The organism is Streptomyces sp. DvalAA-43 (assembly GCF_900091725.1).
GTDB classification, from domain to species: domain Bacteria; phylum Actinomycetota; class Actinomycetes; order Streptomycetales; family Streptomycetaceae; genus Streptomyces; species Streptomyces pulveraceus.
The window spans coordinates 1-24,495 of record NZ_FMBW01000031.1; the positions used below are offsets into that span (position 1 = coordinate 1).

The following is a 24,495-nucleotide window of genomic DNA, read 5'->3' on the forward strand; positions in this document are numbered from 1 at the left end:
ACGGGCCTTTCTAGGCCGGCGCCACCAGGTGGGTGTCATAGGCCAGGATGACCGCCTGCACGCGGTCACGGGATCCGGTCTTGGCGAGGATGCGCGTGACATGGGTCTTCACCGTCGATTCGGCGAGGTGGAGCCGTGCGGCGATTTCCGTGTTGGACCAGCCCTGGCCGATGACGGTGAGGATTTCCCGCTCCCTTTCGGTGAGGGAGGCGATGCGGGCGTCCAGAGGGGCGGGGCCGCCGGGAACGGTCGGGAGGTGCTGGACATACGCGTCCAGCAGACGGCGGGTCAGGCTGGGGGCCACCACCGCGTCGCCGCCGGCCACGGCCCTGATTCCGGAAAGGAGCTCCTCCGGCAGCGCGTCCTTGATGAGGAACCCGCTCGCTCCGGCGCGGAGGCCGTCGTATGCGTACCGGTCGAGGTCGAAGGTCGTGACGATGAGGACGCGGGTGCGGGCACCGGTCCTGACGATGCGGCGGGTGGCTTCGATGCCGTCCAGGAGCGGCATGCGGATGTCCATCAGAGCGACGTCCGGGCGATGCTGCTGGACGAGGCCGAGGGCTTCGAGGCCGTTGCCGGCCTCGCCCACGACGGTCATGTCGTCCTGGCTCTCCAGCAGCATGCGGAAGCCGAAGCGTTGCATCGGCTGGTCGTCCGCGATGAGCACGGTCGTCACGAGGGTGTGTCCTCCAGAGGGAGTCGGAGTCGTACCTGCCAGCCGCCCACGGGTGCGGATGCCGGCAGCGGGCCCGCTTCGAGCGTGCCGTCGTAGAGGGAGGCCCGCTCGCGCATCCCGGTGATGCCCTGGCCACCCGCGTCGGGCCCGTGACGGCCGACGGTGCCGGTGCCGGTGTCCGTGACCAGGGCCTCCAGTTCGGTCGCCCGGTACGTCAGGGTGACCTCCGCGGTCGGCGACGGATCCGTGCCGCCGTGCTTCAGCGTATTCGTCAGAGCCTCCTGCACCACCCGATAGACCGTCAACTGCCGTCCTGCGGTGGGCGGGGAGGGCGGTGGCGTGCCGTGGACGCGCAGACGTACGGGGAGGCCCGCTGTCCGTACGCCGGTGAGGAGCTCGTCCATGTCGTCCAGGGTGGGCTGCGGGGCGCGGTGCGCCTCGGCGGGGTGGTCGCGCAGGACGCCGAGCAGACGGCGGAGTTCGGTGAGGGCCTGGCGGCTGGTGGTGCCGATGGCTTCCAGGGCCTGGGCGGCCCGTTCCGGGCTTCTGGCGGCCGCGTAGGCCCCGCCGTCGGCGAGACCGGTGATGACCGACAGGTTGTGGCCGATGATGTCGTGCATCTCCCGGGCGATCCGGGTCCGTTCGGCGGCGGCCGCGAGCCGGGCCTGCTGGTCGCGCTCCAGCTCCAGCCGACGGGCCCGGTCGACGAGGGCCTCCGTGTACTCCTTGCGCGTACGGACCACGATCCCGAGCATCGCCGAGAGCGCGAACGCCCAGACGTGGGGGGCGATCAGCGGGTCCCAGCTGTGCGGGCGGTGTGCCGCGCCGGCCAGGAGCGGGGCGGCCACCAGGGCGCCCGCCCACGCCAGGGCCCGGCCGGGCAGCCGCAGCGCGATGTTGAAGACGACGATCTGCTGGACGTAGGCGGCCTGGACGACGGCGCCGGACCAGACGTTCACCAGTGCGACCGGTGCCGTGAACGCCAGCACGGCCAGGGGATGCGTACGCCGCCACAGCAGTGGTACGGAGAAGGCCACGCTCATCAGCAGGACCAGCGTCCCGGACACGTCCGGGTCGAGCGCCACGGTGCGCCAGCCGCCCGAGGTGACATCGAGTACGGCGAACAGCACCCAGCACGCGGTCAGCAGTCCGTTCCAGAGCAGTGGCCGGCGCAGGTCGAACGCGCGGACGCGGCGGAGCAGGCGTTGGATGGGCCCGGTGATCGGGGTGGTGCCGCCTTGCGTGCTGCCCTGGGTGTTGTCGGGGGGCGTGCCCGGGGCCCGGTTCATGTCGTCGTCCGTCACGCGTCCATCCTCGTGGCCGGTCGCCCCCCGGGTCATGCGTCGCGTCGGCTGAGCAGCAGGGCGGCCGCGCCCAGGCTCGCCCCGGCCCACAGGCACAGCGCGATCACGGCGCCGCCCACGGAGGCATCGCCTTCGAGCGGGGTGGCGGAACCGAGGACACCGGCCGCCTGGGTCGGGAAGTACGTGAGGGCGCTCTTCACCGCGCTGTACGGAAACATGGAGAGGACCTCCGGCAGGATCAGCACGCCGCCGATGTAGGCGCCGATGGCCCCCGGCACCGAGCGGAGCAGGGCGCCGAGCCCGAGCGCGATCAGGCTGAGCAGGGTGATGCCCGCCGCGTTGCCGACGACCGCGCCGAAGACGCCCGGGTCGCTGAGTGAGGCCGCCTGGTCGGTGTCGTGGAGGAAGAACTGCGCGACGAGGAAGGTGACCAGGGAGGTGGCGAGCATGGTGACGAAGACCGTGGCGGCGAAGACCGCTGCCTTCGCCCACAGGACCGGGAGCCTTCGGGGGACCGCGGTGAGCGAGGCGCGGATGAGGCCCGTCGAGTACTCGCCCGCAGTGACCAGGATGCCCAGGACCACGGTGCACAGCGTGCTGAGCATCGAGCCGTAGAGGACCAGGACCACGGTGTCGACGTCGGAGTCGCCGCCGTCGCTGGTGTAGGTCGTGCCCATGAACAGGCCGACGGCGAGCATCAGGACGGCCGCCGATCCCAAGGTGATCCAGGAGGAGCGCAGGGACCGGAGCTTGTGCCACTCAGAGCGTACGACCCGGGCGGGGGTCACCCGGTACGTGTGGGGCTCGTGGGCCGTGTGCGAACGGTGGTCGGGGTGGGCTGTCGGGGTGGTCATGCGGGGGCTCCGGTCGGTTCGGGGGCGGTGATCCGGTACTCGACCGACTCCTGGGTCAGGTCCATGAAGGCCTGCTCCAGGGAGGCGGTCCGCGGGGTGAGTTCGTACAGCGGGATGGCGTGGGTGGCGGCCGTGCGGCCGATGTGCGCCGCGTCCGTGCCGCGGATCTCCAGTTCGGCGGGGGAGGCGCCCTGGTCGGCGGTGATGCCGATGTCGATGCCGGGGCCGGTGAGGAGGTCGCGCAGGGCTTCGGCCTGCGGGGTGACGACCTTGACCGAGGCGTCACCGGCCGTGGCGACGAACTCGGCGACCGTGGTGTCGGCGAGGAGCCGGCCGCGCCCGATGATGATCAGGTGGTCGGCGGTGAGGGCCATCTCGCTCATCAGATGCGAGGAGACCAGGACCGTACGGCCTTGCCGGGCAAGGGATCTGAGGAGGTTACGGATCCACCGCACGCCCTCCGGATCGAGGCCGTTGACGGGCTCGTCGAGGATGAGCGTCGCCGGGTCGCCGAGGAGCGCGGCGGCGATGCCGAGCCGTTGGCCCATGCCGAGCGAGAAGCCCTTGACGCGTTTGTGGGCGACCGCGCCCAGCCCCGCCAGGTCGAGTACGTGCTCGACGCGGTCGCGCGGGATGCCGTGGGTATGGGCCAGTGCCATGAGGTGGTGGAAGGCGGTGCGGCCGGGGTGGACGGAGCGGGCCTCCAGGAGCGCGCCGACCTCGGTGAGCGGCGCGCGGTGGGTGGCGTACGCCCGTCCGCCGATCGTCGAGCGGCCCCGGGTGGGTGCGTCCAGGCCGAGCAGCATGCGCATCGTCGTCGATTTCCCGGCGCCGTTCGGGCCGAGGAATCCGGTGACGGTGCCGGGCCGGACCGTGAAGTCGAGGTCCTGGACGACGGTGTTGTCCCCGTATTTCTTGGTGAGTTCGTATGCCCTGATCATGCGGTCGACGCTACGGAGCGGGGCCCGTGGCCGGCGTCGGACCTGGGGCGGGATGTGGCGGTGCGCGTAGTACCGGGGTACGACACAGGGCCGTGCGGAATGTTGTTTGCGCAGGTCGGACGGGCGGGGCAGGATCGGCGGATGGAACATGTGATGCGGGTCGTGCGCGCCGATGAGTGGCCTCTGGTCAAGGAGTTGCGGCTGGCTGCCCTGCGGGATCCGGCCGCACCGGTGGCGTTTCTGGAGACGTACGAGCAGGGCGCGGCCTACTCGGACGAGTTCTGGCAGGAACGGGCGCTCGGCGGGTCCGAGGCCGGGGGCGGTGATGTGCGGCAGTTCGTCGCCGTCGCGCCGGGCGGGCGGTGGGACGGCGGAATCACCGTGCTGATCGAGCGGCCGGACGCGGAGGTGCGGTTCGGGGAGGCGGTCGACGTCCACCAGGCGCATGTGGTCGGCGTGTTCGTACGGCCCGGGGCGCGGGGCGCGGGGCTGGCCGAGGCGCTGTTCCGGGCCGGGATGGACTGGGCGTGGTCGCTGGCGGAGCCGCGGATCGAGCGGGTGCGGCTGTATGTGCACGAGGACAACGCGCGGGCGGCGGCGTTCTACCGGCGGATCGGGTTCGTCGCGACCGGACGAACGGTGCCGATGCCGGGTGACCCGTCCGCGCGGGAGATCGAGTACGCGGTGGAGCGGGCGGGGTAGGCGGGGCTGCGTCGGGGCGGAGCGGATGTCGTTTCGCGGCGGCGCTGTGGTGTGGCGGCGCTGTGGTGCCGTGTCGGGGTTTCGCGGGTGCCTTGCGGGCTGTTTCCCGTCAGGGTGACGTGGTGAGTTCCTGGGGCCAGCGGGCGCGGGCCTGCTCCTGGGAACGGAGGAGGGCCAGGGTCGGCAGCCCCATCGCCTCGCCGGTCGCCAGGAGCTCCGGGAGCCGGGGGAGGGGGGCCACCGCGGCGACATCGTCGAGCACCAGCGTCATTGGTGGGTCGAGCCGACCGTCGGTTGACCGTGCGGCCAAGCGGCGGCCGTGCTCGACCACGTGTGAGGCGAGGGCCGTGAGCAGGGGCATTGCTCCCGGTCCCGAGCGGGGGTCCTCGATCGGCTCACCCACCACATAGAGGGTGCCCCCCTCGGCCGCGAAAGATTCCAGTACGAGCGAATCGGCTCGGTTCGGTGTGCACGCGTCACGGATGTGGACCGAGGAGAGCGCGCCGAAGGCCCGTACCGTCAGCTCCTGGGCCATTTCGCGGCGTTCGGGGTGGGCGGTCAGTGCCGACTCCAGCAGGCCGGCGAGTCCGGAGGCCGCCTTGGGGTGGGTGCGGAGCAGGCGCACCGGTTCGTGGGCGCTGCCGCCGAGTGCCCAGCGGTGGACCTGGCGGAAGGGGCGGCCGTCGACGGCGGCGGCATGCAGCCAGCACTGAAGGAGCGTTTCGGCGGTGTCGGCGGTGGCCGCGTCGATACGGGCCTGCGGCCGGACCGGGGCCAGGAGCGCGGCGGCGCGGGCGGCGGCCGTCTCGGGCTGCTCGCAGCCTGCGGTGGGGGACCAGTGCAGACGGGCCGGGGTGTCGCAGAGGTGGCCCGGGTCGTAGACGAGCACCGGTCCGAGCTTGGCGCGGGCGTCCTTCGTCTCGGCCCAGACGGTGGGGTCGGAGGTGACGACGAGCGCGGGGCCGCTGGCCTCCAGGATGGCCTGGACGACGGCGGGGCGGCGCGTCGCGGCCGGTCCGTAGACGACGAGGGGGGCGCGGGGGGAAGGGAGCGGGGGGAGGACGGGGGCGGGAGTTTCGCTTCCGGAGCCGGAGCCGGAGCCGGTTTCGATGAGCAGAGTGGTCTCGGCCGGTGTGTGCTCGACGGGGGCGGCAGGGACTGGGGCTGGGGCGGGGATCGGGGCAGGGGCAGGAACGTGGGGCTGTGCCTGGTGGTGGGGTTCCTGGTGTTGCCGGGACCGTACGGAGGCGGCCTTGGACCCGTTCTCGGCCCCGTGCCCGTCCCCGGCCCCGTACCGTCGCTCGTCCCGCCGGCGTGCCCGTACCGCCCGCCAGCGGACCACCGAGCCCAGTACGAAGATCACCAGCACCCCCAGCACCATCAGTTCGCCGATGAACAGGCCCCAGAAGAGCCCGTACCCGGAGAGTTCGCCCGCCGGGGTGTTCGGCCAGGCGGCCGGGAGGTCGTGCGGTGCGGTGACGAGCCGGCGTATCGACAGGGGCGTCTCGGCGAGCGTGACCCCCTCCGGCCAGGCGCCGTGTGCGAACAGTCCGGCCAGACCGGTGGCCGTCCACGCCAGCAGCGTCAGCCCGAGCAGGAAGGCGAGCAGCCCGATCAGCAGGCCGTCCGGGATGCCTCCGCCTCCGTTGCCGCCGGTACGTTCCTCAGGGCGCCCCGCCATGTCATGCCACCGTTGACTCGGACGACTCGTTCAGTCGTTGTTGGTTCTCGATCCGCGCGGCGCGCTGCTCCGCCTCCAGGTCCGCGGCGAGTACGTCCTCGGGGAGGAGCTCGGTGGCGGAGGATTCGGTCATCGCGCGGTCGGTGAAGACCAGGGGGCGTTCCGCCTCGGTGATCAGGTGCTTGACCACCTGGACGTTGCCGTTGACGTCCCAGACGGCGATGCCGGGGGTGAGGGTCGGGATGATCTCGACCGCCCAGCGGGGCAGGCCGAGCACCCGTCCCGTCGCTCTGGCCTCGTCGGCCTTCTGGGCGTAGATCGTGCGGGTCGACGCCATCTTGAGGATCGCCGCGGCCTCGCGGGCCGCCGCTCCGTCGACGACGTCGCTGAGGTGGTGGACGACGGCCACGAACGACAGTCCGAGGCGGCGTCCGAACTTCAGCAGGCGCTGGAAGAGCTGGGCGACGAAGGGCGAGTTGATGATGTGCCAGGCCTCTTCGACCAGGAAGATGCGCTTCTTCCGGTCGGGCCTGATCCAGGTGTGTTCCAGCCAGACGCCGACGATCGCCATCAGGATCGGCATCGCGATCGAGTTCCGGTCGATGTGCGAGAGGTCGAAGACGATCAGCGGGGCGTCGAGGTCGATGCCGGCGCTGGTCGGTCCGTCGAACATGCCGCGCAGGTCACCGTCGACCAGCCGGTCCAGGACGAGGGCGACGTCCAGGCCCCAGGCCCGTACGTCGTCTATGTCGACGTTCATCGCCTCGGCGGATTCGGGCTCGGGGTGGCGGAGCTGTTCGACGATGTCGGTCAGGACCGGCTGCCGGTCGGTGATCGTCTCGTTGACGTAGGCGTGGGCGACCTTCAGCGCGAAGCCGGACCGCTCGTCCAGGCCGTGCCCCATCGCGACCTCGATGATCGTACGGAGCAGGGCGAGCTGGCCGGTGGTGGTGATCGAGGGGTCGAGGGGGTTGAGCCGGATGCCGCCGTTGAGGGCGGCGGTCGGGTCGAGGCGGATCGGGGTGAGGCCGAGCTCCTGGGCGATGAGGTTCCACTCGCCGACGCCGTCCTCGCCCTGGGCGTCCAGGACGACGACCTGGCGGTCGCGGAAGCGGAGCTGGCGGAGCACGTACGTCTTCTCCAGCGCGGACTTGCCGTTGCCGGACTCGCCGAGCACCAGCCAGTGCGGGGCCGGCAGCTGCTGTCCGTACAGCTGGAAGGGGTCGTAGATGTAGCCCTTGCCGGAGTAGACCTCGCGGCCGATGATCACGCCGGAGTCGCCGAGGCCGGGGGCCGCGGTGGGCAGATAGACGGCCTGGGCCTGTCCCGTCGACGTGCGGACGGGCAGCCTGGTCGTCTCCACCTTCCCGAAGAGGAAGGCGGTGAAGGCGTCCGACAGCGCGGACAGCGGATCTCGCATGGCGTGACCGACCTCCCTTTCGGTTCTCTCGGTTCTCTCGGTTCTTTTGTTTCTTTTGTTTCTTTGGTTCTTTTGGCCGCTGTGTCGTCAGCGGCGGATGCCGGTGGCGAACGGCAGGGTGTTCACGAAGGCGCGGTGGTGCTCGCGGTCGCACCACTCCAGCTTGAGGTACGACTTGCCGGCCGAGGCCCGGATCGTCCGCTTGTCACGGGCGAGGGCCTCCGGCGAGCGCGACGACACGGTGATGTACCCGACCAGGTTCACCCCGGCCGCGCCGCTCGCGAGGTCTTCGCCCCGCTGGTCGAGACGGCCGTGTGCGGCGATGTCGCGCGGGTCGACGGTGCGGTTCATCTTGGCCTGACGGCTGGCTTCCGCCTCGTCGTTGGTCTTCTCGGTGAGCATCCGCTCGATGGCGACCTCGGTGGGTTCGAGGTCCATGCAGACCGCGACCGTACGGATCACATCGGGTGTGTGGACGAGGAGCGGGGCCAGGAAGTTGACGCCGACGGGGGTCATCGGCCACTCCTTCACCCAGGCCGTGGAGTGGCACCAGGGAGCGCGGGTGACCGACTCGCGGGTCTTGGCCTGGAGGAACGTCGGCTCGACCGCATCCAGTTCGGCCGGCCAGGCGTTGCGCTTGGTCATGGCCTGGATGTGGTCGATGGGGTGGTCGGGGTCGTACATCGAGTGCACGAGGGAGGCGAGCCGGCTCTGGCCGAGCGGCTGGCGGACCCGGATGTCGGCCTCGGCGAGGCGGGCGCAGATGTCGGTGAGCTCGCGGGCCATGACGACGGCGAGGCCCGCGTCCCGGTCGAGCCTGCGGCCGGCCTGGGGGCGGGCGGCGCGGGCCATGGCGTTGGCCTCGGCGGCCAGTTCGCGGGTGTAGTGCATGCAGGCCACGAGGTAGGCGCGGTGCTGCTCGCTGGAGGTGGAGACCATGGACTGGAGCTGGTCGTACGAGTCCTGGAGCCAGCCCGGGGACGTCCTGTCGCCGCGCTGCGCGACGTCCTTGGCGTGTGCGTCGGGGTCGGCGGGCAGGGTGCGGGCCAGCATCTGGATGCGGGTCACGAAGCCGTCGCCGTTGGCGACATGCTTCAGCAGTGTGCCGAACCGGTCGACGAGCGCTTCCTGGTCCTCGCTGTCGCGCAGGCCGACGCCGGGGCCCTCGATCTCGATCGCGGCGGTGACGGTGCGGCGGTCGGCGTGCAGGAGCACGGCGATCTCGTCCGGACCGAAGGGGGCGGCGAGCCAGTTGATCCGGCCGATGCCGGGGGGCGGTCCGATCTCGACCTCGCGCCCGTCGGCGCTGACGCCGGCCTCCATGGCGGCGGAGCGGTAGGTCGTACCGCGGCGCAGGGAGCGCTTGTAGCTGCGGTTGATCTCGAACCATTTGTAGAAGGTGCGGTGCTTGTACGGGAGGTACACGATCGCCAGGGCGAGGAGCGGGAAGCCCACGAGCAGCATGATCCGCGGGCCCAGGTAGGGGACGGCCAGTCCGCTCATCATGCCGAGGAACGCGCCGACGATGATCAGGGCGATCTCGCCGGTCTCGCGGTTCTTGCCGACGATCGCGTTCGGCCGGGCCCGGCCGATGAGATACGTACGGCGGGGCGCGATCGTGTGGGACGGAGTCGTCAACGCCCTCCACCTCCCGTGCTGTTGTTACCTGAACTGCCTGATCCGCCACCTCGGTGGGAGCGGCTGCCGTGCGGGGTGCCGGAGGTCGGTCCCGATCCGCTGCGCGGCGGAGGAGCGGCGGAGGAGCCGGATCCGCGCCCGCCGGAGCCGCGGGAGCTGTGCGCGGCGACACCGCCGCTGATCGGGTTGGCGGGCCTGCCGCCGCCGCTGTTGCCGCTGTCGCCGCTGTTCTGGCCGCCGCGGCTGCTGTGGGTCTTGATGCCCTGGGAGACCAGAGCGGCGGGGGAGCTGATCATCGCGGCGGCCTGGGAGCCGTCGGTGGCCTGCTTGCGGTTGGTGCGGGCGCCCTGGATCTCGTCGCCGAAGCCGGGGACGAACCGGTAGATCATCGCGGAGGCGAAGATCGCCAGCAGGATGATGGCGAGACCGGAGACGACGGCGGAGAACGCGTTCGGCCCGTCGTTCTGGGAGAGCGCGCCGGCCAGCCCGAGCACCACGGCGATGACCGGCTTCACCATGATCACCGCGACCATGATGCCCGCCCAGCGCCGGACGTGGCCCCACATGTTCTTGTCGACGAGCCCCGCGTAGACGATGGTGCCGAGCAGGGCGCCCACGTACAGCAGGGCGGCCCGGATCACGAGCTCCAGCCAGAGGATGCCCGCGGCGAGGATCGAGACGAGCGAGACGACGATCAGCATGATCGGGCCGCCGCCGATGTCGGAGCCCTTCTTGAGGGCTTCGGCGAACGACCCGAAGAAGACGTCGGTCTGCCCGCCCGAGGACGTGGCGATGACCTGGGTGACGCCGTCGGTGGCGGAGACGACCGTGTAGAGGATCAGCGGGGTGAACGCGGAGGCGAGGACCGTCAGCCACAGGAACCCGATGGCCTCGGAGATCGCGGTGGTCAGCGGGACGCCACGGATCGCCCGCTTGGCCACGGCGAGCAGCCACAGGACGAGCGTCAGGACGGTGGAGGCGGCGAAGACGATCGCGTACTGCTGGAGGAACTTGGTGTTCGTGAAGTCGACGTTGGCGGTGCTCTTCACGGCCTCGCTGAGCTTGCCGACGATCCAGGCGGCGGCGTCGGCGCAGCCGCGGGCGAGGGATGAGAGGGGGTCCTGGGTGCTGTCGAGGGTGGAGGTGCCGGTCTTGGAGGTGCCGGCGTCGCCTCTTTCGCAGTAGTCCTTGGCGAGCCCGACGATGAGGTCGCAGGCATCGTCACTCTTGCTGGGTGACGGGCTGGGTGAAGACGTGGGCGACGGAGAGGGGTCGGCTACGGCGCGCGAAGCCAGTAGGACCACGGTGGCCGGCAGGCTGCCGAGGACCGCCAGGAGGGCGCGTGTGCTTGGGCGGTGGCTAGCGGGCATAGGTGAAACCTCCATATCCCTGTACCGCACCGGCGATCTCGTCCGCTGTCGATGCCCTGTTGTCGCCATTGACGGGTGTGGGGCCTTCCGACTGGCTCGACGACTCGATCCGCCAGTCACCCCCGACCCATTTGAGCTTCTCCGAGATGGTGAACCATGTCGCGGTGACAGGCTTGGTGGAGCCCTGCCCCGCCATTCCGACAAGCCCCGTGCACCAGACTTCGACGGTTGCCGTGTCGCCGCTCCGCTCGACCACCTTCGTGCCGACAGGGATGGTCCGAGAGACGAAGGTCAGGTCACTGGGAGTGGTGCCGTCCGCGTTGAGACCGACGTTCTTGAGGAAGTCCGGTGAGTAGGCCTTCGTCAGGGCGGCCAGCAGATTGTCCACGACAGCAGGGTCGTGGGTGGACTGAATGATGCTCCGCCGAGTGTCCGTGTTGAACATCCCGACCGACCCCAGCGCCACCGCGTAGTTGGACGCCGCGCTCTGCGCCCCCTGCTCGTCATGGGCGAAGCCCGACGGGATCGATCCGTTCTTCCCCGTCACCGGCTTCGTCCCCGTGGCCGCCGTGGACGACGAATCCGGCTTGCTCCCGCCGCCCCCCGAGCCGCCGCCGTCGTCGCCGTTCCCGCCGCCTCCGCCCATGTTCGCGAACGCGATAGCCGCGATCAGGAGGACGACCACGCCGACCATCATGACCAGGGAGCGGGACTTACGGGCGGGCCGGCGGGGCGTGCCGTAGCTGTCGCCGCCCTCGCCGTCGGGGAGGCGGGTACGGGTCTGGCGCGTACCGCCGATGGTGCTGTATCCGTCGTCCGTACGGCCTGAGTCGTTGCCGTAGCTGTTGTCGTCGCCGAGGCTCATGCCGCGTACGCCCCCTCAACCGTTGCCTGGACCGGGTAGTACGACGGTAGCCCCGCGGGTTTGCGCGCGGGCGCGGTGTGGTGACTCGACATCAGGGAGACGCAACCTCTGCCGGTGGGCACGACGGACGGATGGTGTGGGGGTGGGCGGGGACCGCCCCTGGCGTGGACGTGGAATGACAGCCGGTCAGACGGCCATTCCGTAGACGATGGTGAACAGGGTTCCAAGGGATCCGATGATGAACACACCGGTCAGACCGGCGACGATCAGCCCCTTGCCCTGCTCCGCGCTGAACGTGTCGCGCAGTGCCGTCGCGCCGATGCGCTGCTTCGCCGCACCCCAGACCGCGATGCCGAGGCAGAGCAGGATGGCGATGGCCATCACGACCTCGATCATTACGCGGGCCTCGTTGCCCAAGGTCCCGAACGGCCCCCAATTCGGGGCGATTCCGCCGATGATGGTGGTGATGTCGCCCTTTTCAGCTGCCAGGATCATGTAAGTCACCGCCCCTGTTGGGTAGTTCATTGCCCCTGCCGGACGACACGGGTCACTCTCTATCTTCGCTGATGAAACTGCTTTCGTACGACGGCTTGACAGCTCTCTTTGCCCGGATCTCGTACATGTGGCCGGTGTGGCCGCCTTGACCTGCGGATCGAAATAGTGTGTGACTGAATATGTATGGTTACTCTGTGTATCACGGGGTGTGACCCCGGGCAATGATTGCCATCCCGCCACCCTGGCCGAGAATTTTGCGCATGCCCTGGTCAGCGTGCCGGACCTGGTCGGAGCAGGGGACGGTCAGAGCAGAGGATGGCGGGGAACGGGCGGTCGGGGCGGGGTCGTCCAGGTGGGCGGTGGCCGGAAATCGCACCAGGTGCCGTCGAAGGGAAACGTTCCGGCCTCGGCGAGCCGGACGACCGAGGCGCCCTCGTTCCGGATCGCGGACGCTTCGTCAGCCGACCAGTAGACGGGGTGACCGGTCTTCTCGGCGAAGGACTCCTCGTCCTTCCACTTCCAGGTCCGGTCCGGTGCCACATTGATGTCGAGCTCGTGGTCGGTGATGTCGATGTCGTCACCGCGATGGATCCGGCGCTCCAGATTTACGTACCAACCACGGAACTTCCGTCCACGTCCGAAGAGCCAGAGCACCGAGTGCGCGGCGCCGGTCGGCTGGTAGAAGAGCGCGTTGCCCATCGGCCAGCGGTCGGCGACCACCGGGTAGCCGCCGGAGGGGCGGTCGTCCGGGGCGATGTCCCGCAGATGTCTCCCGCGCGGAAGCTTCGTACGCCACATGGGCGTGCCGGTCTCCATCCAGACCAGCTGGCCCGCGTCGGTGCGCTCGACGAGGCGTACGGGCACCGACGCACTCAGGTGGCCGCCGATGAAGAAGTTCCAGCGGAGGATCCTGCCCGGCTCGTCGTCCATGCCGTTGATCATGCCCGCGGCGCGGGGGCCGGACACGTGGTCCGATCACGTTGTCGGATCAGCTGATGCGAGGCCGTCGGGCGGCAGCAGTGCGGTAGCAGTGCGCTGTGCGCGGGAACCTGTACAAGCTGACGCGGCCCGGACTCCCGGGTTCCTGGTCCCCCGGACCGCGGGACGCCCGTTGTCAGTGCCGACTGCCAGACTCGTACGCATGACCAGCAGCACCGGAACTCCCTTTCCGTTCCCGGCCAATCACCACATCTCCGAGACGTATGCCGACTGGGCGCGCGCCCGGGTGCCCGGTGCCGAGGCCGGTGCCCGCGATGTGCTGGAGCGGGCGGGCCGTGGCCGGTACAGAGCCTGGGAGAAGCCCGGACGGTTCGTGGACGAGGCGGAGCGTCTGGCCCGGGGCCTGCCCGCCGCCCATCTGCCGTGGTTCTGGGACACCATCGGGCACTGGATGCTGGAGACGCACCGCCGTTCCGCCGCCCGCGCGTACGCGAACGCGCGCGCCGCGGAGCACGCCCACGGGCTGCCCGTCGACCCCGGCTGGCGGTGGGCGAACCTCCAGCTGTTCGCCCGGTTCGGCGCGCTTCCCGCCACCGAGCTCGGCGGCGCCCCGGCCTGGTTGGCCGAGGTGTACGAACCGGGCGACGCGCACCGCGAGTTCGTGCGGCTGCTGGCCCTCTGGGCGGCATCGCCGGGCGAGCTCCCCGCCGATCTGGCCCGCCGGGTCCGGGACTCCGCACGTACGGCCGGTCTCGGCGCCGAGGAGGAGGCGCGGGTGCTGGGCGAGGTGCTCGCGTCGGCCCGCGGAAAGGCCGTGCCGGACCGGCTGCTCGACGCGGCGCTCGGCCCGCTCGCCGCTCATCCCCCGGCCGACGACCGGGCCGCCGCCCTGCTCGATCTGTTCCCCGAGTCGAAGAGCGACGCGGCCGCCTGGCTGCGGCTGCTGATCGGCTGCGGGGCCGCCGATGCCGCCGCGGCTGGCCGGATCACCCCGGAGGGCGGTCTCGGCGAGTGGCTACGGCGGTACGCCACCCGGTACTCCCACCGCAGGTCCGGTGGCGGGGTGTACCGCCAGGCCATGCCCGCCGAGCTGTTCGACCTGGTGGCCCGGTTCGCGCCGCTGCTGAAGGAGGACGGCACCCCGGTCCGGCTCCACGAGGACCGCTACCAGTGGCCGCATCTGGACGCCGATCTGCTCGATGTCTGCCTCGCCGAGGGGATCCCCGTCCACGACCCCGGCCCCACCATCGCCCTGGAGTTCTGGGACAAGGACGCGCGGCGCGACCTCAGGGCCCTCGCCGCCGACCCCGTGTTCGGCTCCCGGCTCGAAGGCACGGTGCACGCCGGGCTTCGCTCCCGGGGAGGCTCCGCCATCAGTCGCCTCCCGCACAATCCGGGCATCGCGGCCGAGGCGCACGGCCGGATCGAGAAGCTGCTCGACAGTCTGCGCGGCGGCGGGCTCGCCGCCGCCGACGAGGCCGTCGAGGAGCTGCACGCCCTCCTCGACCGGCCCACCGCCATCGCCCTGGACGGCATCGAGGAGGCTCTCGACGCGCTGGACCTCACCGGCCCGCTGGCCCGCGCCCTGCGCGCCGGTCTGCCCGAGGAGCTGGGTTGGCCCGCCCTGGAGGAGGCCCTCGCCGAATTCCGGCCGGATGAGACGGTGTACACCACCTGCACCTGGCCGGTGCTCACCGTCTACGGGGAGCGCCGCGCGTTCGCCGTCGATCACGCGGGCCGGCGCGGCGAGCACACCCTGGAGCTGCCGGACGGCGCCGGTCGCCCCACGGTGCACTGGGTCGGCGGCCAGTTCCTCGTCGCCTGGACGGGTTCGGGAGACGAGCACGGGATCAGTACGGCGTACTGGTCCGCCACCCCCGCCGACACGTTCGAACCGGAGCAGTCCTACGGGCTGCGCCCCTACGGCGGCAGCATCCAGGGCGGCCTCGGCTACCAGTTCCAGACCCCGGACGGCAGCGGCCGGTTCGACGGCGAGAACGTCCTGCGTCCCGGCGACACCACGGGCATCGGCCACCACGACTACCAGATGTACGACGGCCGGGACTTCTGGAGCACCGAGGTGTTCAGCGAGGACCACGGCAGAGGCTGGGCCCGTCTGGACCCCGCCACCGGTGCGCCCACCGCCGACCGCACCCTGCCGGGCTTCCATGCGACCGACACGTTCCCGGAGGGCACCAGGCCCTTCCCCGACCACCGCATCCTCGCCGAACTGCCGCCCGGCGCCCCGCCGTCCCCGCTCGGCCAGGACGGCCGGCTCACCGGCTGCCGGGTCGGCTACCGCACCCCGTACGCCGGTCCCTCGCCCCGCGCGTTCGTCCTGGAGTCCGCAGACGGGCGTACCGCGTCCTACCACACCACCGTCTGGGGCCGCCGCCCGTGGGGCATCCTCGCCCTTCCGGCCGGTGGTGAGGACGCCGTGGTGGTCGGCAGCACCACCGTCCGCTGCCATGCCGCCGAGGACAACTCGCTGCTCTGGCAGGTCCGGGGCTTCGCCGGAAGCCACCGTCGTGGACCGGTCCGGGCCACCCTCGGCGAGCGAGCGGGCACCGTGCCACCGCCCGCCTTCTGGCACTTCCTCACCCCGCGCGACGCATCCTCCTCCCGCGTGCTGCGCACGGTCACCGACGAGGCAGTCCGCGAACTGCTGCGATCCGGCGCCGAGGACGGACTGCCCGGGGTGAGCGATCCCCGGATCCGGCAGGGCGTCGCCCATGCCGTCCGCCTCGCCGCGGATGTGCTGCGCCGCCGCCGGGAGCTGTCGCACCGGGTGGCCGTCATGCGCTCCGGACCGGTCGTCGAGCTGCCCGACCCGGTGCCCGACACCCGGCTCGTCCCGGCCCTGCACGGCCTGCTGGCCCGGCTGCGGGCGTACGAGGAACGGCCGCCGCAGCCGCACCCGGCCCTGCTCACCGCGGTCGCCGCCGACGGCCGGTATCTGCGCGACGAGATCGACGACGAGGTGCGGGTGCTGGCCCCGCCCGCCCCTCCGGCCGAATGGGCGGTGCTGACCGGCCGGACCGACGCCGTGGCCTGGCGGGCCGCCGTCGCCGCCACCCCGGACGAGCAGCGGCAGGCACTTGCCGCGCTGCTCGACGTGTGGAGCCGTCAGCCGTTCGCGGAAGCGGGCACCACGTGGCGCACCGGCCGTGCCCCCGAGCCCCGGATAGCCGAACTCCGCGCGTCCGGTGCGTCGGTGGCCTCGGGCCCGGTCCGCAGCGACCTCGTGCCCTTCCTCCACCGGGCCGCCGACCCGGTGCCCGCCGGGGCCGAGGAGTGCGAGACCCGTACCGTCGCGGGTGACGACACCACGCGGCTGCCCCGCCTGCTCGCCCTGCTCGCCGAACGCGGCCCGCTGCCGGTGCCCGACGAGGCAGTGGACGTGTTCCGGTGGCGTACGGGGGTGCCGCGCGCGATCGCCGCCCTGGTCCTCGACGGATTCGCCGGCAGCGACGACTACGCGGCTCACCTGAAGCTGTGCCGCGCCAAGCCGTACAAGGCCGACCGGGCCACGGTGCACGCGTACGACGAGATGCGGGTGCGTCTCGGCCTCGCCGGCCGCCATGCCGTGCTCGCCGCCGCCGTCCCCGCCGATCCGGCGGAGCTCTGGGCCCCCGGAGGCATGACCGCCGCCGCGGACCGGATGGCCGCCGCGTGGTCCGAACGAATCGCCGCCACCCCGTACGCCGACGACGGCAGCCATGCCGCCGCGCTGGCCAAGGACCACGGCCTGCCCGCGCCCTGGGCCACCGCCCTGCTCACCGGACGCCTGGCGGAAGCGCCGCTGGACGCGGAGGGGATACGGTCCGCCGTCACCGCCCTCACCTGGGCGTTCACCGAGCGACCGGTGGGCGACCCGGCCGCGGAGGGTGCCCGCGCCCTGCTCGACCGGCTCACGGACGTCCCCGCCGATGAGCGCACGGCCCTGCGCGCCCTGGCGGACCGCTCGGCGACCACTCCGGTACCACCGGGGCAGTACGAGTCCAACCCGCTCTTCAGCGCCCCGGCCCTGGTGGACGAGGCGGCGGCATCCTTGGGCGTCAGCCGTGACGCGGCGGCCCTCCATCTCCAGCTGCACGCCTTCGACCGCCCGGCCGACCGCACCGTACGCCGCTGGAACACCTGGACCCTCGACCACCACCGCGCCGTCCGCAAGGAACTCACCGCCGCGAAGGCCCCGCGCCCCGTGCCGGCAGCTCCGACCGCCGCCGTCCCGCCGCCCGCGCACGAACGGTTCGCCCGCGCCTGGGCGGGGGCCGGTTTGCGTTCTCGGCCGTGAGGGGCCCCGACCGTCGGCCCGCTCACGACGCATCAGTCAGGTCGCTTCGGTCAGGTTCAACTGGAACGTGAACGTCGACCCGGCCTTGTTCCGCTTCGCCCACTTGTGGTTCGTCGAGGCCGTATTCACCGACAGGCCGGGTGATCGGTGCGCCTGCGCCTGCGTCCGCGTCTGCGCCTGGCCGCTTGCGCCGGACGGGCAGCGCACCCGGTTCTGCCCCTTGTGCCCTTCTGCCTTTGCGATCCCGGCTGTTCTAGGGGCGACGCATCCTGGGGTCCACTTAAAATCATCCCCATGATCGCGGACCTGCAATGCGTGGTGCTGGACTGTTCGGACCCGGCGGAGCTCGGCGCGTTCTACCAGTCGTTGCTCGGCGGGACCGTCAATCAGCCGGACGAGCGGTGGGCGCTTGGCGATGGCTGGGCGACACTGCACACGCCGTCCGGTCTCGTCCTCGCCTTCCAGCGGGCAGCGGAGTACCGGCCGCCGCTGTGGCCCGACCCGGCCCGCCCCCAGCAGTTCCATCTGGATTTCGGTGTTCCGGATCTGGACCGAGCCCAGGCGCAGGTGCTGGCCCAGGGAGCGACGATCCTGGACGGCGGTACCGATGGGCGGAGCTGGCGTGTCTACGCCGATCCGGCAGGGCATCCGTTCTGCCTGGTCCGTCACTGAGCGCGGACCGCCGGATGCGGCCGCGCCCAGCGTGACCAGACCCGGGCCGCCCCCGGATGGGCGGTGCCGCGACAGGCGAGCGTGCCGTCGCGGCCGTATCCGCACGTGCTCGGGGGAAGGCTCCCATGAGCCGCGTCAGTACCCCTGCGGGGCAGTAGACCTAGCCGGCGGCCGGGGCCTCCCCGTCGAGTCCGGCGAAGTGGTCGAACTCGCCCGCCAGGACGCCCTTGACGAAGGCCTCCCATTTCGTCCGGGTGGTCGTGACGATGTTGGTGGGGTCGCCGGTCTCGCGGAGGTGGACGAGTTCGTCCGCTCCGAAGGCCACCTCGATCCAGGGGCCGGGCGCCTCCTCGCCTTCGGGAGCGGCGCGTATCCAGGTCAGGTCGGTGAGGATGCCGGGGGTGTCAGTCATGGGTGCGTTCCTTCTTGATGGTGCGGACGAGGGCGGCCCAGGCGGTGGGGGTGGTGCGGAGTATCGCTGCGGTGGGGTCGCCGGATTCGGTGAGGAGAACGGTGCGCGCGGGTGAGGCGGATATGTGTATGCACGCATCTCCTTCCCCGCAGTACGACGACTTCTGCCAGGGGGATGTGGGCACGGCGTCGCCCTTTCACAGTTCCTGTGCGATGCGGCGGATGAAGTTCTGTGACTTCTTCGAGGTGAGCGCGACGGATTCCATCCGGTCGAGGAGCCTGCGGTACTTCAGCAGCTGATGCTCGGCGTCCAGCAGAACCGGCCCGTGGGACTGGTCGAGATGCACTGTGTCCAGTTGAGGAGCCGGGCCGCGCCCGTACGCGACCGATTGTCCGGATCCCGGATAGGCGCCGGCGTCGAACGGGATCACGGAGACGGTGATATGTGACTGGCTGCTCATCGACACGATGTGCTCCAGCTGTTTGCGTGCTGCTTCGCGCCCACCGAACTTCATTCGGAGAGCCGCCTCGTGTATGACGGCCGAGTATGTGACGGGAGATGCCCGGTAGATGACGTCCTGGCGCTTGATGCGGTGGGAGACGCGGTGCTCGATCTCCGGCGGCGTCAGTTGCGGTACGACCTGGCCGAACACGGCGCGTGCGTGATCCGGGGTCTGGAGCAGCTCTGGGATGTGACAGGTGTAGGCGGTTCGCAGGGCGACCGCGTGGTGTTCGAACTCCGCCAGGTCCAGCAGCCCTGCCGGGAGGATGTCCCGGTACTGCTCCCACCAGCCGGATGACCGCTCGATCGCCATGGCGGCCAGCGCATTGACGTAGGCGTCGTCGGAACAGGCGTAGACGCGCGCCATGGCACGCACTCGTTCGGGGCTCACGCCGAAACGGGCGGATTCCACGTTGCTCAACTGTCCTGAGCTGGTTCCCACCCGCTTCGCGGCCTCGGTCGCGGTCATCCCCGCCCGCTCCCTGAGCTTGCGGAGCTCAGCTCCAAGGCGACTGCGACGGGCCGTGAGCGCTGGCCTCGCTGCCATCGAACTCCTCCTGACCTGGGGCTGGTTGGAATGTCACTCACACGAGGGAATCGACCTGTATTTTCTCGCGATTCGACAAAACTTCTTTGTCGCGAGTCTAGTCTCGGTCTCAGGCCGCCCGCCCGGAAGTACCCCGCTCGACGGAGCGGCCTCGTCGCCGGGCAACCGGAAATCCGCGACCCAACTTCCGCCCGTGAACGGAGACTTCCATGGTCGGTTCCACGGTATCCCCGCCCTGGACATACACCCTCCAACTCCCGCAGGATCCCCGCGCACCGGGTGTCGCCCGCGCCACCCTCCGCAACGTCCTGCGCGTGCACGGCATGCCCGAACTGACCGAGATCGCCGAACTGTTGGCGAGCGAACTGGTCACCAACGCCTACCTGTACTCCTCGGGGCCGTACTCCCTGCGCCTGCGCGACGCCGGGCGCAGCCGCGTCCGGCTGAGCGTCCGGGACACCGATCCGCACATCCCGGCACCGTTCCGATGGGGCGCCGGGACTCCGGAGGAACTGGCCGAGCGGGGGCGGGGGTTGTATCTCGTCACGCTGTACGCGGAGTGCTGGGGCGGGTACCCGATGCGGGGCGGGCTGCCGGGGCGGGGCGGGAAGGTGCTCTGGGTCGAGTGCGCGGCGAAGGCGTAGAGGAGGGCGAGGACGGCGGGGCCCATGACGGAATGCTGCGGGCCCGTGGCGCGAAGATCGGTGGCTGGGAGCGGTTCGCTCTCGAATCGCTGGGGGGACGTGCAGTACGCCCTGAAGGGGCAGAGCGAGGGCCTGTACGTCTCCGCGGAGAAGAACGCCGCCGGGAACGACTACGGGCTCCTGCGGGCCCGTGCCGGTTACGTGGGTTCGTGGGAGCGGTTCACCCTGGTGAAGGCCGGTGCGGCCGGGATCCCGGAAGGCACCGCCGACGCGGGAAGCGCTGTGCCGCCGCTCGCCGGTTCGGCCGCCGCGACCACGGCGCGGATCACGTCCTGGAACGTCTGCGGCGACATCAACACGGTGAGCCCGTGCAACGGCGGCAAGCCGATCGGCGAGGACGCCCTTGCCGCGGGCCTCAAGGAGTGTCTGGCCGAGGCCGTGTCCTACCCGGACGTGATCTTCCTCCAGGAGATCTGCGAGAAGCACGCCAAGACGGTGGAGCTGGCGCTGGAAGAGGGCCCCTACCAGTGGGACGTGCGCTTCGCGCCGATCAACTACAACGTCGACGGGACCGGGCTGAAGGCGCAGAAGGAGTGCATGGACGCCGACGGGTACGACCGGGGAGCGTACGGCGTGGCCATCGCGGTTCCCGATGCGTACGCCTGGTATCAGGCGTACGAGCTGCCGTCCCCGGCCACGTACGTGAACAAGGACGGGGTGACCCGCAAGGCCGAGCGGCGTACGGCGGTCCGCGCCACCGTTCCGTCCCGGGCGGCCATGTACTGCGCCGCGCACTTCAGTACCGGGGGCAAGGGCTGGGACGACCCCGAGCGCACCTGGCAGAAGAAGCAGGCGGCGACGGTGTACGACGGCCCCAACACCAAGGACGGCGAGAAGATTGACTACATCTTCAGCCTCTACTCGTTCAGCGCGTGCTCGGTGACGGCGTACGTCGGGCTGTCCGACCGCTACTCCATCCACGGGTCGGTGCCGCTGCCCGCCAAGTGACCGGGACTTGAGCGGTGGAGTCGCCGTCGATCGGCGTTACGCAGGACTCCGGCCATCCGTTTTCGCAGGTACACGGGCCGCCGTGACTACGCCGGAAAACGAAAGCTCCACCACGATGTGGTCACCGGGTGAATATATCCAGAATTCCGGCGTGAATTCCGCGATGCCGGGCAGGTGGGTGAGGGAGGATTCGACCCCCATCTCCACGCTCGGAACCGCCAGGCTCCCCCAGAAGAAAATCAGGTTGCCGATTTTTGGGGTGAACTGCTGAATTACGGTGCTCTGCTCGGTGGAATCCGAGTCCATCGAGCAGAGCACCAACTCGTCAGCCACCGCACTCCACTCGATCGCGCCGTCGGAATTGCGCGGGTAGCGGCCGAGGCTTTCGTGCTCGTACCGGAGATGCTGATCGAGGGTCAGCAACTGTACCCCTGACCGTCCGACCCAGGTCAGTCGCCGATTGGTCTGCTTATCCGCGCGAACCAATCGGACCATGGACCGGGGCAGGAGGTCCGGTCTGGTCCCGTACACACCGTCGAGTGTCAAGAATTACCGCCGAGGGTTTTCGCGAAATCTTCTTCCGTCCCCTTCCATGGTACGGCCCACTTGCGTGCGGAGTCGCCCTTGCCGATTTCCACGTTGATGTGGGGCCCCTTCTCGGGGTCGTAGTCCATCCTGAACCTCTTGAATTCGCCGTTCACCCGAGTGGTGAATCCCACTACTTTGCCATAGGTTGTCGGTGCGGATTCGAGACGGCCGATGTACGGCTGCCGAGTAGCCGGATCGATCTTGCCCAGCAGTTCGAGCGCCTTGTTCCGGGCCTGCTCGAAGCTGTCGAATCTGTCCAGAACGACTTCCTTGCACGCCCCTCCGGAATTGTGGACCAGGACCGGTGTCCCGCCCGCCAGCACGTAGTACGTGTGGAGACCGCCGACGGTGAGGTCGTGCGTGCGCTGCCTGCCCTGCTGGTCGAGGACTCCGGCCACCCGGAGCGAGGCGCCGGTGGGGCTGCGGACCTCGTCGCCGATGCGGATGTCCGCCGCGTCGGCCCAGTCCTTGGTGTTGGTGAGCCAGACGGGGTGGTTGTCGGTTGCCGTGAGGGTGGCGGCGCCGTGGCCGGTGGTGAGGGTGAGGCGGGTGAAGTTCTTGTCGTCGTCTGTGGTGATGGTGTTGGTGACCGGGCGCGCGGCGGTGAGTCCGCTGCCCGGGTCGGTGGCGGTGACCCGGTCTCCGGTGCGGATGTCTTCGATGGAGCGGTGCGTGCCGTCGGCAAGGAGGACCTGGGTACCGGAGGGGAAGCTGTGGGGCTTCACGCAGTCCCCGACGGTCCGTTCCCCCTGCACGCCGTCGACCAGTGCCTTGACCTCGACCGCGGCCAAGGCGCTGGCCTCGACGAGGGTGTTGGCGCGGAGCGGGATGCTGTAGTGGACGACTCGGCCGCCGCTTGCGCGTGACTGGGCCTCGGCCCTGGCCTTGTAGCGCTCGGCCACCGAGGAGTAGACGGAACCGGCGCCGGGGTTGGAGCACCTCAGGGTGCCGGCGGCGTTGTTGCCGGTGAGGCGGAAGGTGCTGCGCGGGCTGGTGCACTTGCCCGCGGACTGTCCGCCGATGGAGAAGGTGGCGGTCAGGACGGCGGAGACCTGCCCCTTGCTGACGCGTTCGTCCCGGGCCTTGGAGGTGACCTCGCCGGTGAACTTCTGGGTGACGGAGCAGCCCGACGAGCTGCAGTTCATGTCGCCCGAGCCGTCGATGGTGAAGTCGATGCCCCGGTCGCCCGCGTTCTTGAGTTGCTTGGTGTGGTCGAGCAGGGTGTCGAACATCGCGTCGACGGCGTCCCCGAGGACCGGCATGATGTCCATGCCTTCGGGGCTGCCGACCGTGAGCGGCCCGCGGGTCACCTCCGGGATCGTCTCCGGCGCCTCGCCTTCCTTGAGCCGCTCGGTGAACTCATGGAAGTCGTAGGGCTCCAGGCGGAGGACCTGGTGGGGTTTCTGCCGGGTCACCAGCAGCCGGCCGGCCGAGGTGTCGATGGCGAGGGCGGGTTTCCCGTGCACGCTGCGGGGTTTCTCGTCCGGGCGCTCCGCCGCGGGCGGGGCCTTCTCCAGGGCGTCGAGGGCCTGGGTGAGGACCTCCGCCAACTGGGGCGGAGGCAGGGTCCGCCGCAGTGCCTCCTGTACGAGGGAGTCCTTGTCCTCGTGGTCGGCCATCCACTTGCCGGGCTTGCCCGACTCGGCGCCCGGGGGCGGTGCGGGGTCCTGGGACCACCGCATGAAGGTCTTGCCGTCGACGTTCAACAGGCCCTGCTCAAGCCGCTTCCCGCCGGAGGAGGTGGTGCCGTACTTGCTGCCGCCCGCGGTGGCCGTGATCCGGTTCTCGGTGACACCGAAGGCGGACGTGTCCTGGTACGTCAGCCCCTGCGCCGCACCGAGCTCCTCGACCGCCTGCCGGAACGGCTGGAGGTTCCGCTTCGCCACCGCCTTGCCGTCGTCGGACCCGACCGCGCCGGAGACCGTCAGCAGCGTTCCGGCCACCAGCGCCAGGACCAGGACCCCGACCCCGCCGAAGAGCAGCAGGCGTTGGCGGTCCGTCAGCCGCCGCCACCAGGGGGCCCCGGGGCCGGGCGGCGGCGCCGGCATCGGTACCGGCATCGGGGGGTACGCGGGTGGCGGGGGCGGGGTGGGCGGCTCGTCCTGCCGGCGGCCCCGGAAATCGCTCGGTTCGGTCATGCCGTCTCCCTCGACGACTCGATACGCACGGCCCACGGCCATGGCGCCGCTCCTGACACCGGCTCAGTGTGGGGGCCGGGGCCCAGAATTGGAGTGGTTTTCTAGAAAAAATTCCAGACACCTTGGTCTGTGCCTACACTGACGGCGGAGAGGGCCTCGACGTCCTCCGTGTTCAGATCAGACCGAGGACGTCCGCTCGATGAGCCCGAAGCAGCAGCGCGGGGAAGCCACCGCCGAGCAGGTCCTGGACTCCGCACTGGGGATCTACGCCGCCTCCGGCGAGGCCGGCCTCACCGTCGGCGCGATCACCAGGGCCAGCGGTGTCAGCGCCGGAAGCGTCTACCACCACTTCGGCAGCCTCCAGGGTGTGCACAACGCCCTCGCCCTGCGCTGTCTGGGCAGACTCCTGGACGAACTCGTCGCGGAACTGCGCCGCACCACGGATGCCCGCTCCGGGGTCCAGGCCCTCGTCCGGACGTATCTGGCCTTTGTGCAGGCCCGCCCGGACGAGGCCCGGCTCCTGCATTCCGCCACCGCCGACCACGAGTCCATGGCCCAGGCAGGGCGGATCCGCGACTCCCAGGAAGCACGGCTGACACCCCTCGCACTCTGGGTGCGGGGGCGCCGGGAGGCCGGTGAGATCACCTCGCTCCCCGCGCCCGTGATCGAGGCGCTCGTCCTCGGACCGGTCACCGCCGTGGCCCGGAGGTGGCTGTCCGCCGGGGACGTGGACATGGACGAAGCCGCCCGGACCCTGCCCGATCACATCTGGCGTTCGATCAGTCCCTGACCGGGTGGCCGGG

General features: G+C 70.7%; 22 protein-coding genes. 6 read left to right on the plus strand and 16 right to left on the minus strand.

Features of this window, described 5'->3' with window-relative positions:
* Positions 1 to 10 precede the first annotated feature (10 nt).
* From GA0115234_RS07940 to GA0115234_RS07955, 4 genes are read right to left on the minus strand one after another with little or no spacing between them, the layout of a single operon-like run.
* On the minus strand, positions 11 to 676 hold the full coding sequence (locus tag GA0115234_RS07940) for a response regulator (protein ID WP_093540173.1): 666 nt from the start codon (positions 674 to 676) through the stop codon (positions 11 to 13).
* Positions 673 to 1,965 (minus strand): sensor histidine kinase, encoded by a 1,293-nt coding sequence (locus GA0115234_RS07945; protein ID WP_093540457.1) that lies wholly within the window; start codon positions 1,963 to 1,965, stop codon positions 673 to 675. Before GA0115234_RS07945 ends, GA0115234_RS07940 begins: the two co-directional genes overlap by 4 nt.
* A gap of 47 nt (positions 1,966 to 2,012) precedes the next feature.
* Positions 2,013 to 2,834, minus strand: a complete 822-nt coding sequence (locus GA0115234_RS07950; protein WP_093540174.1) for an ABC transporter permease — start codon at positions 2,832 to 2,834, stop codon at positions 2,013 to 2,015.
* Entirely contained in the window at positions 2,831 to 3,775 is a 945-nt protein-coding gene (locus tag GA0115234_RS07955) for an ABC transporter ATP-binding protein (RefSeq protein ID WP_093540175.1), read from the minus strand. The genes GA0115234_RS07950 and GA0115234_RS07955 overlap by 4 nt, the downstream gene beginning before the upstream one ends.
* 141 nt (positions 3,776 to 3,916) lie before the next feature.
* On the opposite strand from GA0115234_RS07955, the gene GA0115234_RS07960 reads away from it, so the two are divergent.
* Entirely contained in the window at positions 3,917 to 4,477 is a 561-nt protein-coding gene (locus tag GA0115234_RS07960; protein ID WP_093540176.1) for a GNAT family N-acetyltransferase, read from the plus strand.
* Positions 4,478 to 4,586: 109 nt separating this feature from the next.
* Here GA0115234_RS07960 and GA0115234_RS07965 read toward each other — a convergent pair whose 3' ends face one another.
* The 7 genes from GA0115234_RS07965 to GA0115234_RS07995 form a co-directional block, all read right to left on the minus strand.
* A complete protein-coding gene (locus GA0115234_RS07965; RefSeq protein WP_093540177.1) occupies positions 4,587 to 6,158 on the minus strand; it encodes a type IV secretory system conjugative DNA transfer family protein in 1,572 nt (523 codons plus the stop codon).
* A 1-nt stretch (position 6,159) separates the two neighbouring features.
* Positions 6,160 to 7,578, minus strand: a complete 1,419-nt coding sequence (locus GA0115234_RS07970; RefSeq protein ID WP_093540178.1) for an ATP-binding protein — start codon at positions 7,576 to 7,578, stop codon at positions 6,160 to 6,162.
* 87 nt (positions 7,579 to 7,665) lie between these two features.
* Positions 7,666 to 9,216: an SCO6880 family protein gene (locus GA0115234_RS07975; protein WP_093540179.1), complete on the minus strand. Its 1,551-nt coding sequence runs from the start codon at positions 9,214 to 9,216 to the stop codon at positions 7,666 to 7,668.
* Positions 9,213 to 10,586 carry a hypothetical protein gene (locus GA0115234_RS07980; protein WP_093540180.1) on the minus strand — a complete coding sequence of 458 codons (1,374 nt, stop codon included), beginning with the start codon at positions 10,584 to 10,586 and terminating at the stop codon, positions 9,213 to 9,215. Before GA0115234_RS07980 ends, GA0115234_RS07975 begins: the two co-directional genes overlap by 4 nt.
* The gene (locus GA0115234_RS07985) at positions 10,576 to 11,451 is read right to left on the minus strand and encodes a hypothetical protein (protein WP_093540181.1); all 876 of its coding nucleotides are present in this window, start codon (positions 11,449 to 11,451) and stop codon (positions 10,576 to 10,578) included. Before GA0115234_RS07985 ends, GA0115234_RS07980 begins: the two co-directional genes overlap by 11 nt.
* A gap of 186 nt (positions 11,452 to 11,637) precedes the next feature.
* Positions 11,638 to 11,946: a hypothetical protein gene (locus GA0115234_RS07990; RefSeq protein WP_018101695.1), complete on the minus strand. Its 309-nt coding sequence runs from the start codon at positions 11,944 to 11,946 to the stop codon at positions 11,638 to 11,640.
* A gap of 303 nt (positions 11,947 to 12,249) precedes the next feature.
* The gene (locus GA0115234_RS07995) at positions 12,250 to 12,876 is read right to left on the minus strand and encodes a DUF402 domain-containing protein (protein WP_176729108.1); all 627 of its coding nucleotides are present in this window, start codon (positions 12,874 to 12,876) and stop codon (positions 12,250 to 12,252) included.
* A gap of 211 nt (positions 12,877 to 13,087) precedes the next feature.
* Here GA0115234_RS07995 and GA0115234_RS08000 point away from each other — a divergent pair, with 211 nt between their 5' ends.
* Together GA0115234_RS08000 and GA0115234_RS08005 are read left to right on the plus strand one after the other, a co-directional pair.
* The gene (locus tag GA0115234_RS08000) at positions 13,088 to 17,182 is read left to right on the plus strand and encodes a hypothetical protein (protein ID WP_093540182.1); all 4,095 of its coding nucleotides are present in this window, start codon (positions 13,088 to 13,090) and stop codon (positions 17,180 to 17,182) included.
* Positions 17,183 to 17,476: 294 nt separating this feature from the next.
* A complete protein-coding gene (locus GA0115234_RS08005) occupies positions 17,477 to 17,854 on the plus strand; it encodes a VOC family protein (RefSeq protein WP_093540183.1) in 378 nt (125 codons plus the stop codon).
* Positions 17,855 to 18,014: 160 nt separating this feature from the next.
* Here GA0115234_RS08005 and GA0115234_RS08010 read toward each other — a convergent pair whose 3' ends face one another.
* From GA0115234_RS08010 to GA0115234_RS08020, 3 genes are read right to left on the minus strand one after another with little or no spacing between them, the layout of a single operon-like run.
* A complete protein-coding gene (locus GA0115234_RS08010; RefSeq protein WP_093540184.1) occupies positions 18,015 to 18,266 on the minus strand; it encodes a DUF397 domain-containing protein in 252 nt (83 codons plus the stop codon).
* Positions 18,259 to 18,450, minus strand: a complete 192-nt coding sequence (locus tag GA0115234_RS08015; RefSeq protein WP_093540185.1) for a DUF397 domain-containing protein — start codon at positions 18,448 to 18,450, stop codon at positions 18,259 to 18,261. The genes GA0115234_RS08010 and GA0115234_RS08015 overlap by 8 nt, the downstream gene beginning before the upstream one ends.
* Positions 18,451 to 18,462: 12 nt before the next feature.
* Complete coding sequence (locus GA0115234_RS08020) at positions 18,463 to 19,314, minus strand: helix-turn-helix domain-containing protein (protein WP_093540186.1); 852 nt, start codon at positions 19,312 to 19,314, stop codon at positions 18,463 to 18,465.
* A gap of 209 nt (positions 19,315 to 19,523) precedes the next feature.
* On the opposite strand from GA0115234_RS08020, the gene GA0115234_RS08025 reads away from it, so the two are divergent.
* A complete protein-coding gene (locus GA0115234_RS08025; RefSeq protein WP_093540187.1) occupies positions 19,524 to 19,958 on the plus strand; it encodes an ATP-binding protein in 435 nt (144 codons plus the stop codon).
* Between the two features lie 99 nt (positions 19,959 to 20,057).
* Entirely contained in the window at positions 20,058 to 20,966 is a 909-nt protein-coding gene (locus tag GA0115234_RS08030) for an endonuclease/exonuclease/phosphatase family protein (protein ID WP_093540188.1), read from the plus strand.
* 36 nt (positions 20,967 to 21,002) lie between these two features.
* Here GA0115234_RS08030 and GA0115234_RS08035 read toward each other — a convergent pair whose 3' ends face one another.
* Entirely contained in the window at positions 21,003 to 21,389 is a 387-nt protein-coding gene (locus GA0115234_RS08035) for a hypothetical protein (protein ID WP_093540189.1), read from the minus strand.
* A 119-nt stretch (positions 21,390 to 21,508) separates the two neighbouring features.
* Entirely contained in the window at positions 21,509 to 23,692 is a 2,184-nt protein-coding gene (locus GA0115234_RS42775) for a polymorphic toxin-type HINT domain-containing protein (protein ID WP_237541149.1), read from the minus strand.
* A gap of 199 nt (positions 23,693 to 23,891) precedes the next feature.
* Here GA0115234_RS42775 and GA0115234_RS08045 point away from each other — a divergent pair, with 199 nt between their 5' ends.
* A complete protein-coding gene (locus GA0115234_RS08045) occupies positions 23,892 to 24,482 on the plus strand; it encodes a TetR/AcrR family transcriptional regulator (RefSeq protein WP_093540191.1) in 591 nt (196 codons plus the stop codon).
* Positions 24,483 to 24,495 lie beyond the last annotated feature (13 nt).

Coding starts and splice junctions, on each gene's coding strand:
- GA0115234_RS07945 (WP_093540457.1), bottom strand. CDS start 1,965: ATGAACCGGGCCCCGGGCACGCCCCCCGACAACACCCAGGGCAGCACG.
- GA0115234_RS07950 (WP_093540174.1), bottom strand. CDS start 2,834: ATGACCACCCCGACAGCCCACCCCGACCACCGTTCGCACACGGCCCAC.
- GA0115234_RS07955 (WP_093540175.1), bottom strand. CDS start 3,775: ATGATCAGGGCATACGAACTCACCAAGAAATACGGGGACAACACCGTC.
- GA0115234_RS07960 (WP_093540176.1), top strand. CDS start 3,917: ATGGAACATGTGATGCGGGTCGTGCGCGCCGATGAGTGGCCTCTGGTC.
- GA0115234_RS07965 (WP_093540177.1), bottom strand. CDS start 6,158: ATGGCGGGGCGCCCTGAGGAACGTACCGGCGGCAACGGAGGCGGAGGC.
- GA0115234_RS07970 (WP_093540178.1), bottom strand. CDS start 7,578: ATGCGAGATCCGCTGTCCGCGCTGTCGGACGCCTTCACCGCCTTCCTC.
- GA0115234_RS07980 (WP_093540180.1), bottom strand. CDS start 10,586: ATGCCCGCTAGCCACCGCCCAAGCACACGCGCCCTCCTGGCGGTCCTC.
- GA0115234_RS07985 (WP_093540181.1), bottom strand. CDS start 11,451: ATGAGCCTCGGCGACGACAACAGCTACGGCAACGACTCAGGCCGTACG.
- GA0115234_RS07990 (WP_018101695.1), bottom strand. CDS start 11,946: ATGATCCTGGCAGCTGAAAAGGGCGACATCACCACCATCATCGGCGGA.
- GA0115234_RS07995 (WP_176729108.1), bottom strand. CDS start 12,876: ATGGACGACGAGCCGGGCAGGATCCTCCGCTGGAACTTCTTCATCGGC.
- GA0115234_RS08000 (WP_093540182.1), top strand. CDS start 13,088: ATGACCAGCAGCACCGGAACTCCCTTTCCGTTCCCGGCCAATCACCAC.
- GA0115234_RS08005 (WP_093540183.1), top strand. CDS start 17,477: ATGATCGCGGACCTGCAATGCGTGGTGCTGGACTGTTCGGACCCGGCG.
- GA0115234_RS08010 (WP_093540184.1), bottom strand. CDS start 18,266: ATGACTGACACCCCCGGCATCCTCACCGACCTGACCTGGATACGCGCC.
- GA0115234_RS08020 (WP_093540186.1), bottom strand. CDS start 19,314: ATGGCAGCGAGGCCAGCGCTCACGGCCCGTCGCAGTCGCCTTGGAGCT.
- GA0115234_RS08025 (WP_093540187.1), top strand. CDS start 19,524: ATGGTCGGTTCCACGGTATCCCCGCCCTGGACATACACCCTCCAACTC.
- GA0115234_RS42775 (WP_237541149.1), bottom strand. CDS start 23,692: ATGACCGAACCGAGCGATTTCCGGGGCCGCCGGCAGGACGAGCCGCCC.
- GA0115234_RS08045 (WP_093540191.1), top strand. CDS start 23,892: ATGAGCCCGAAGCAGCAGCGCGGGGAAGCCACCGCCGAGCAGGTCCTG.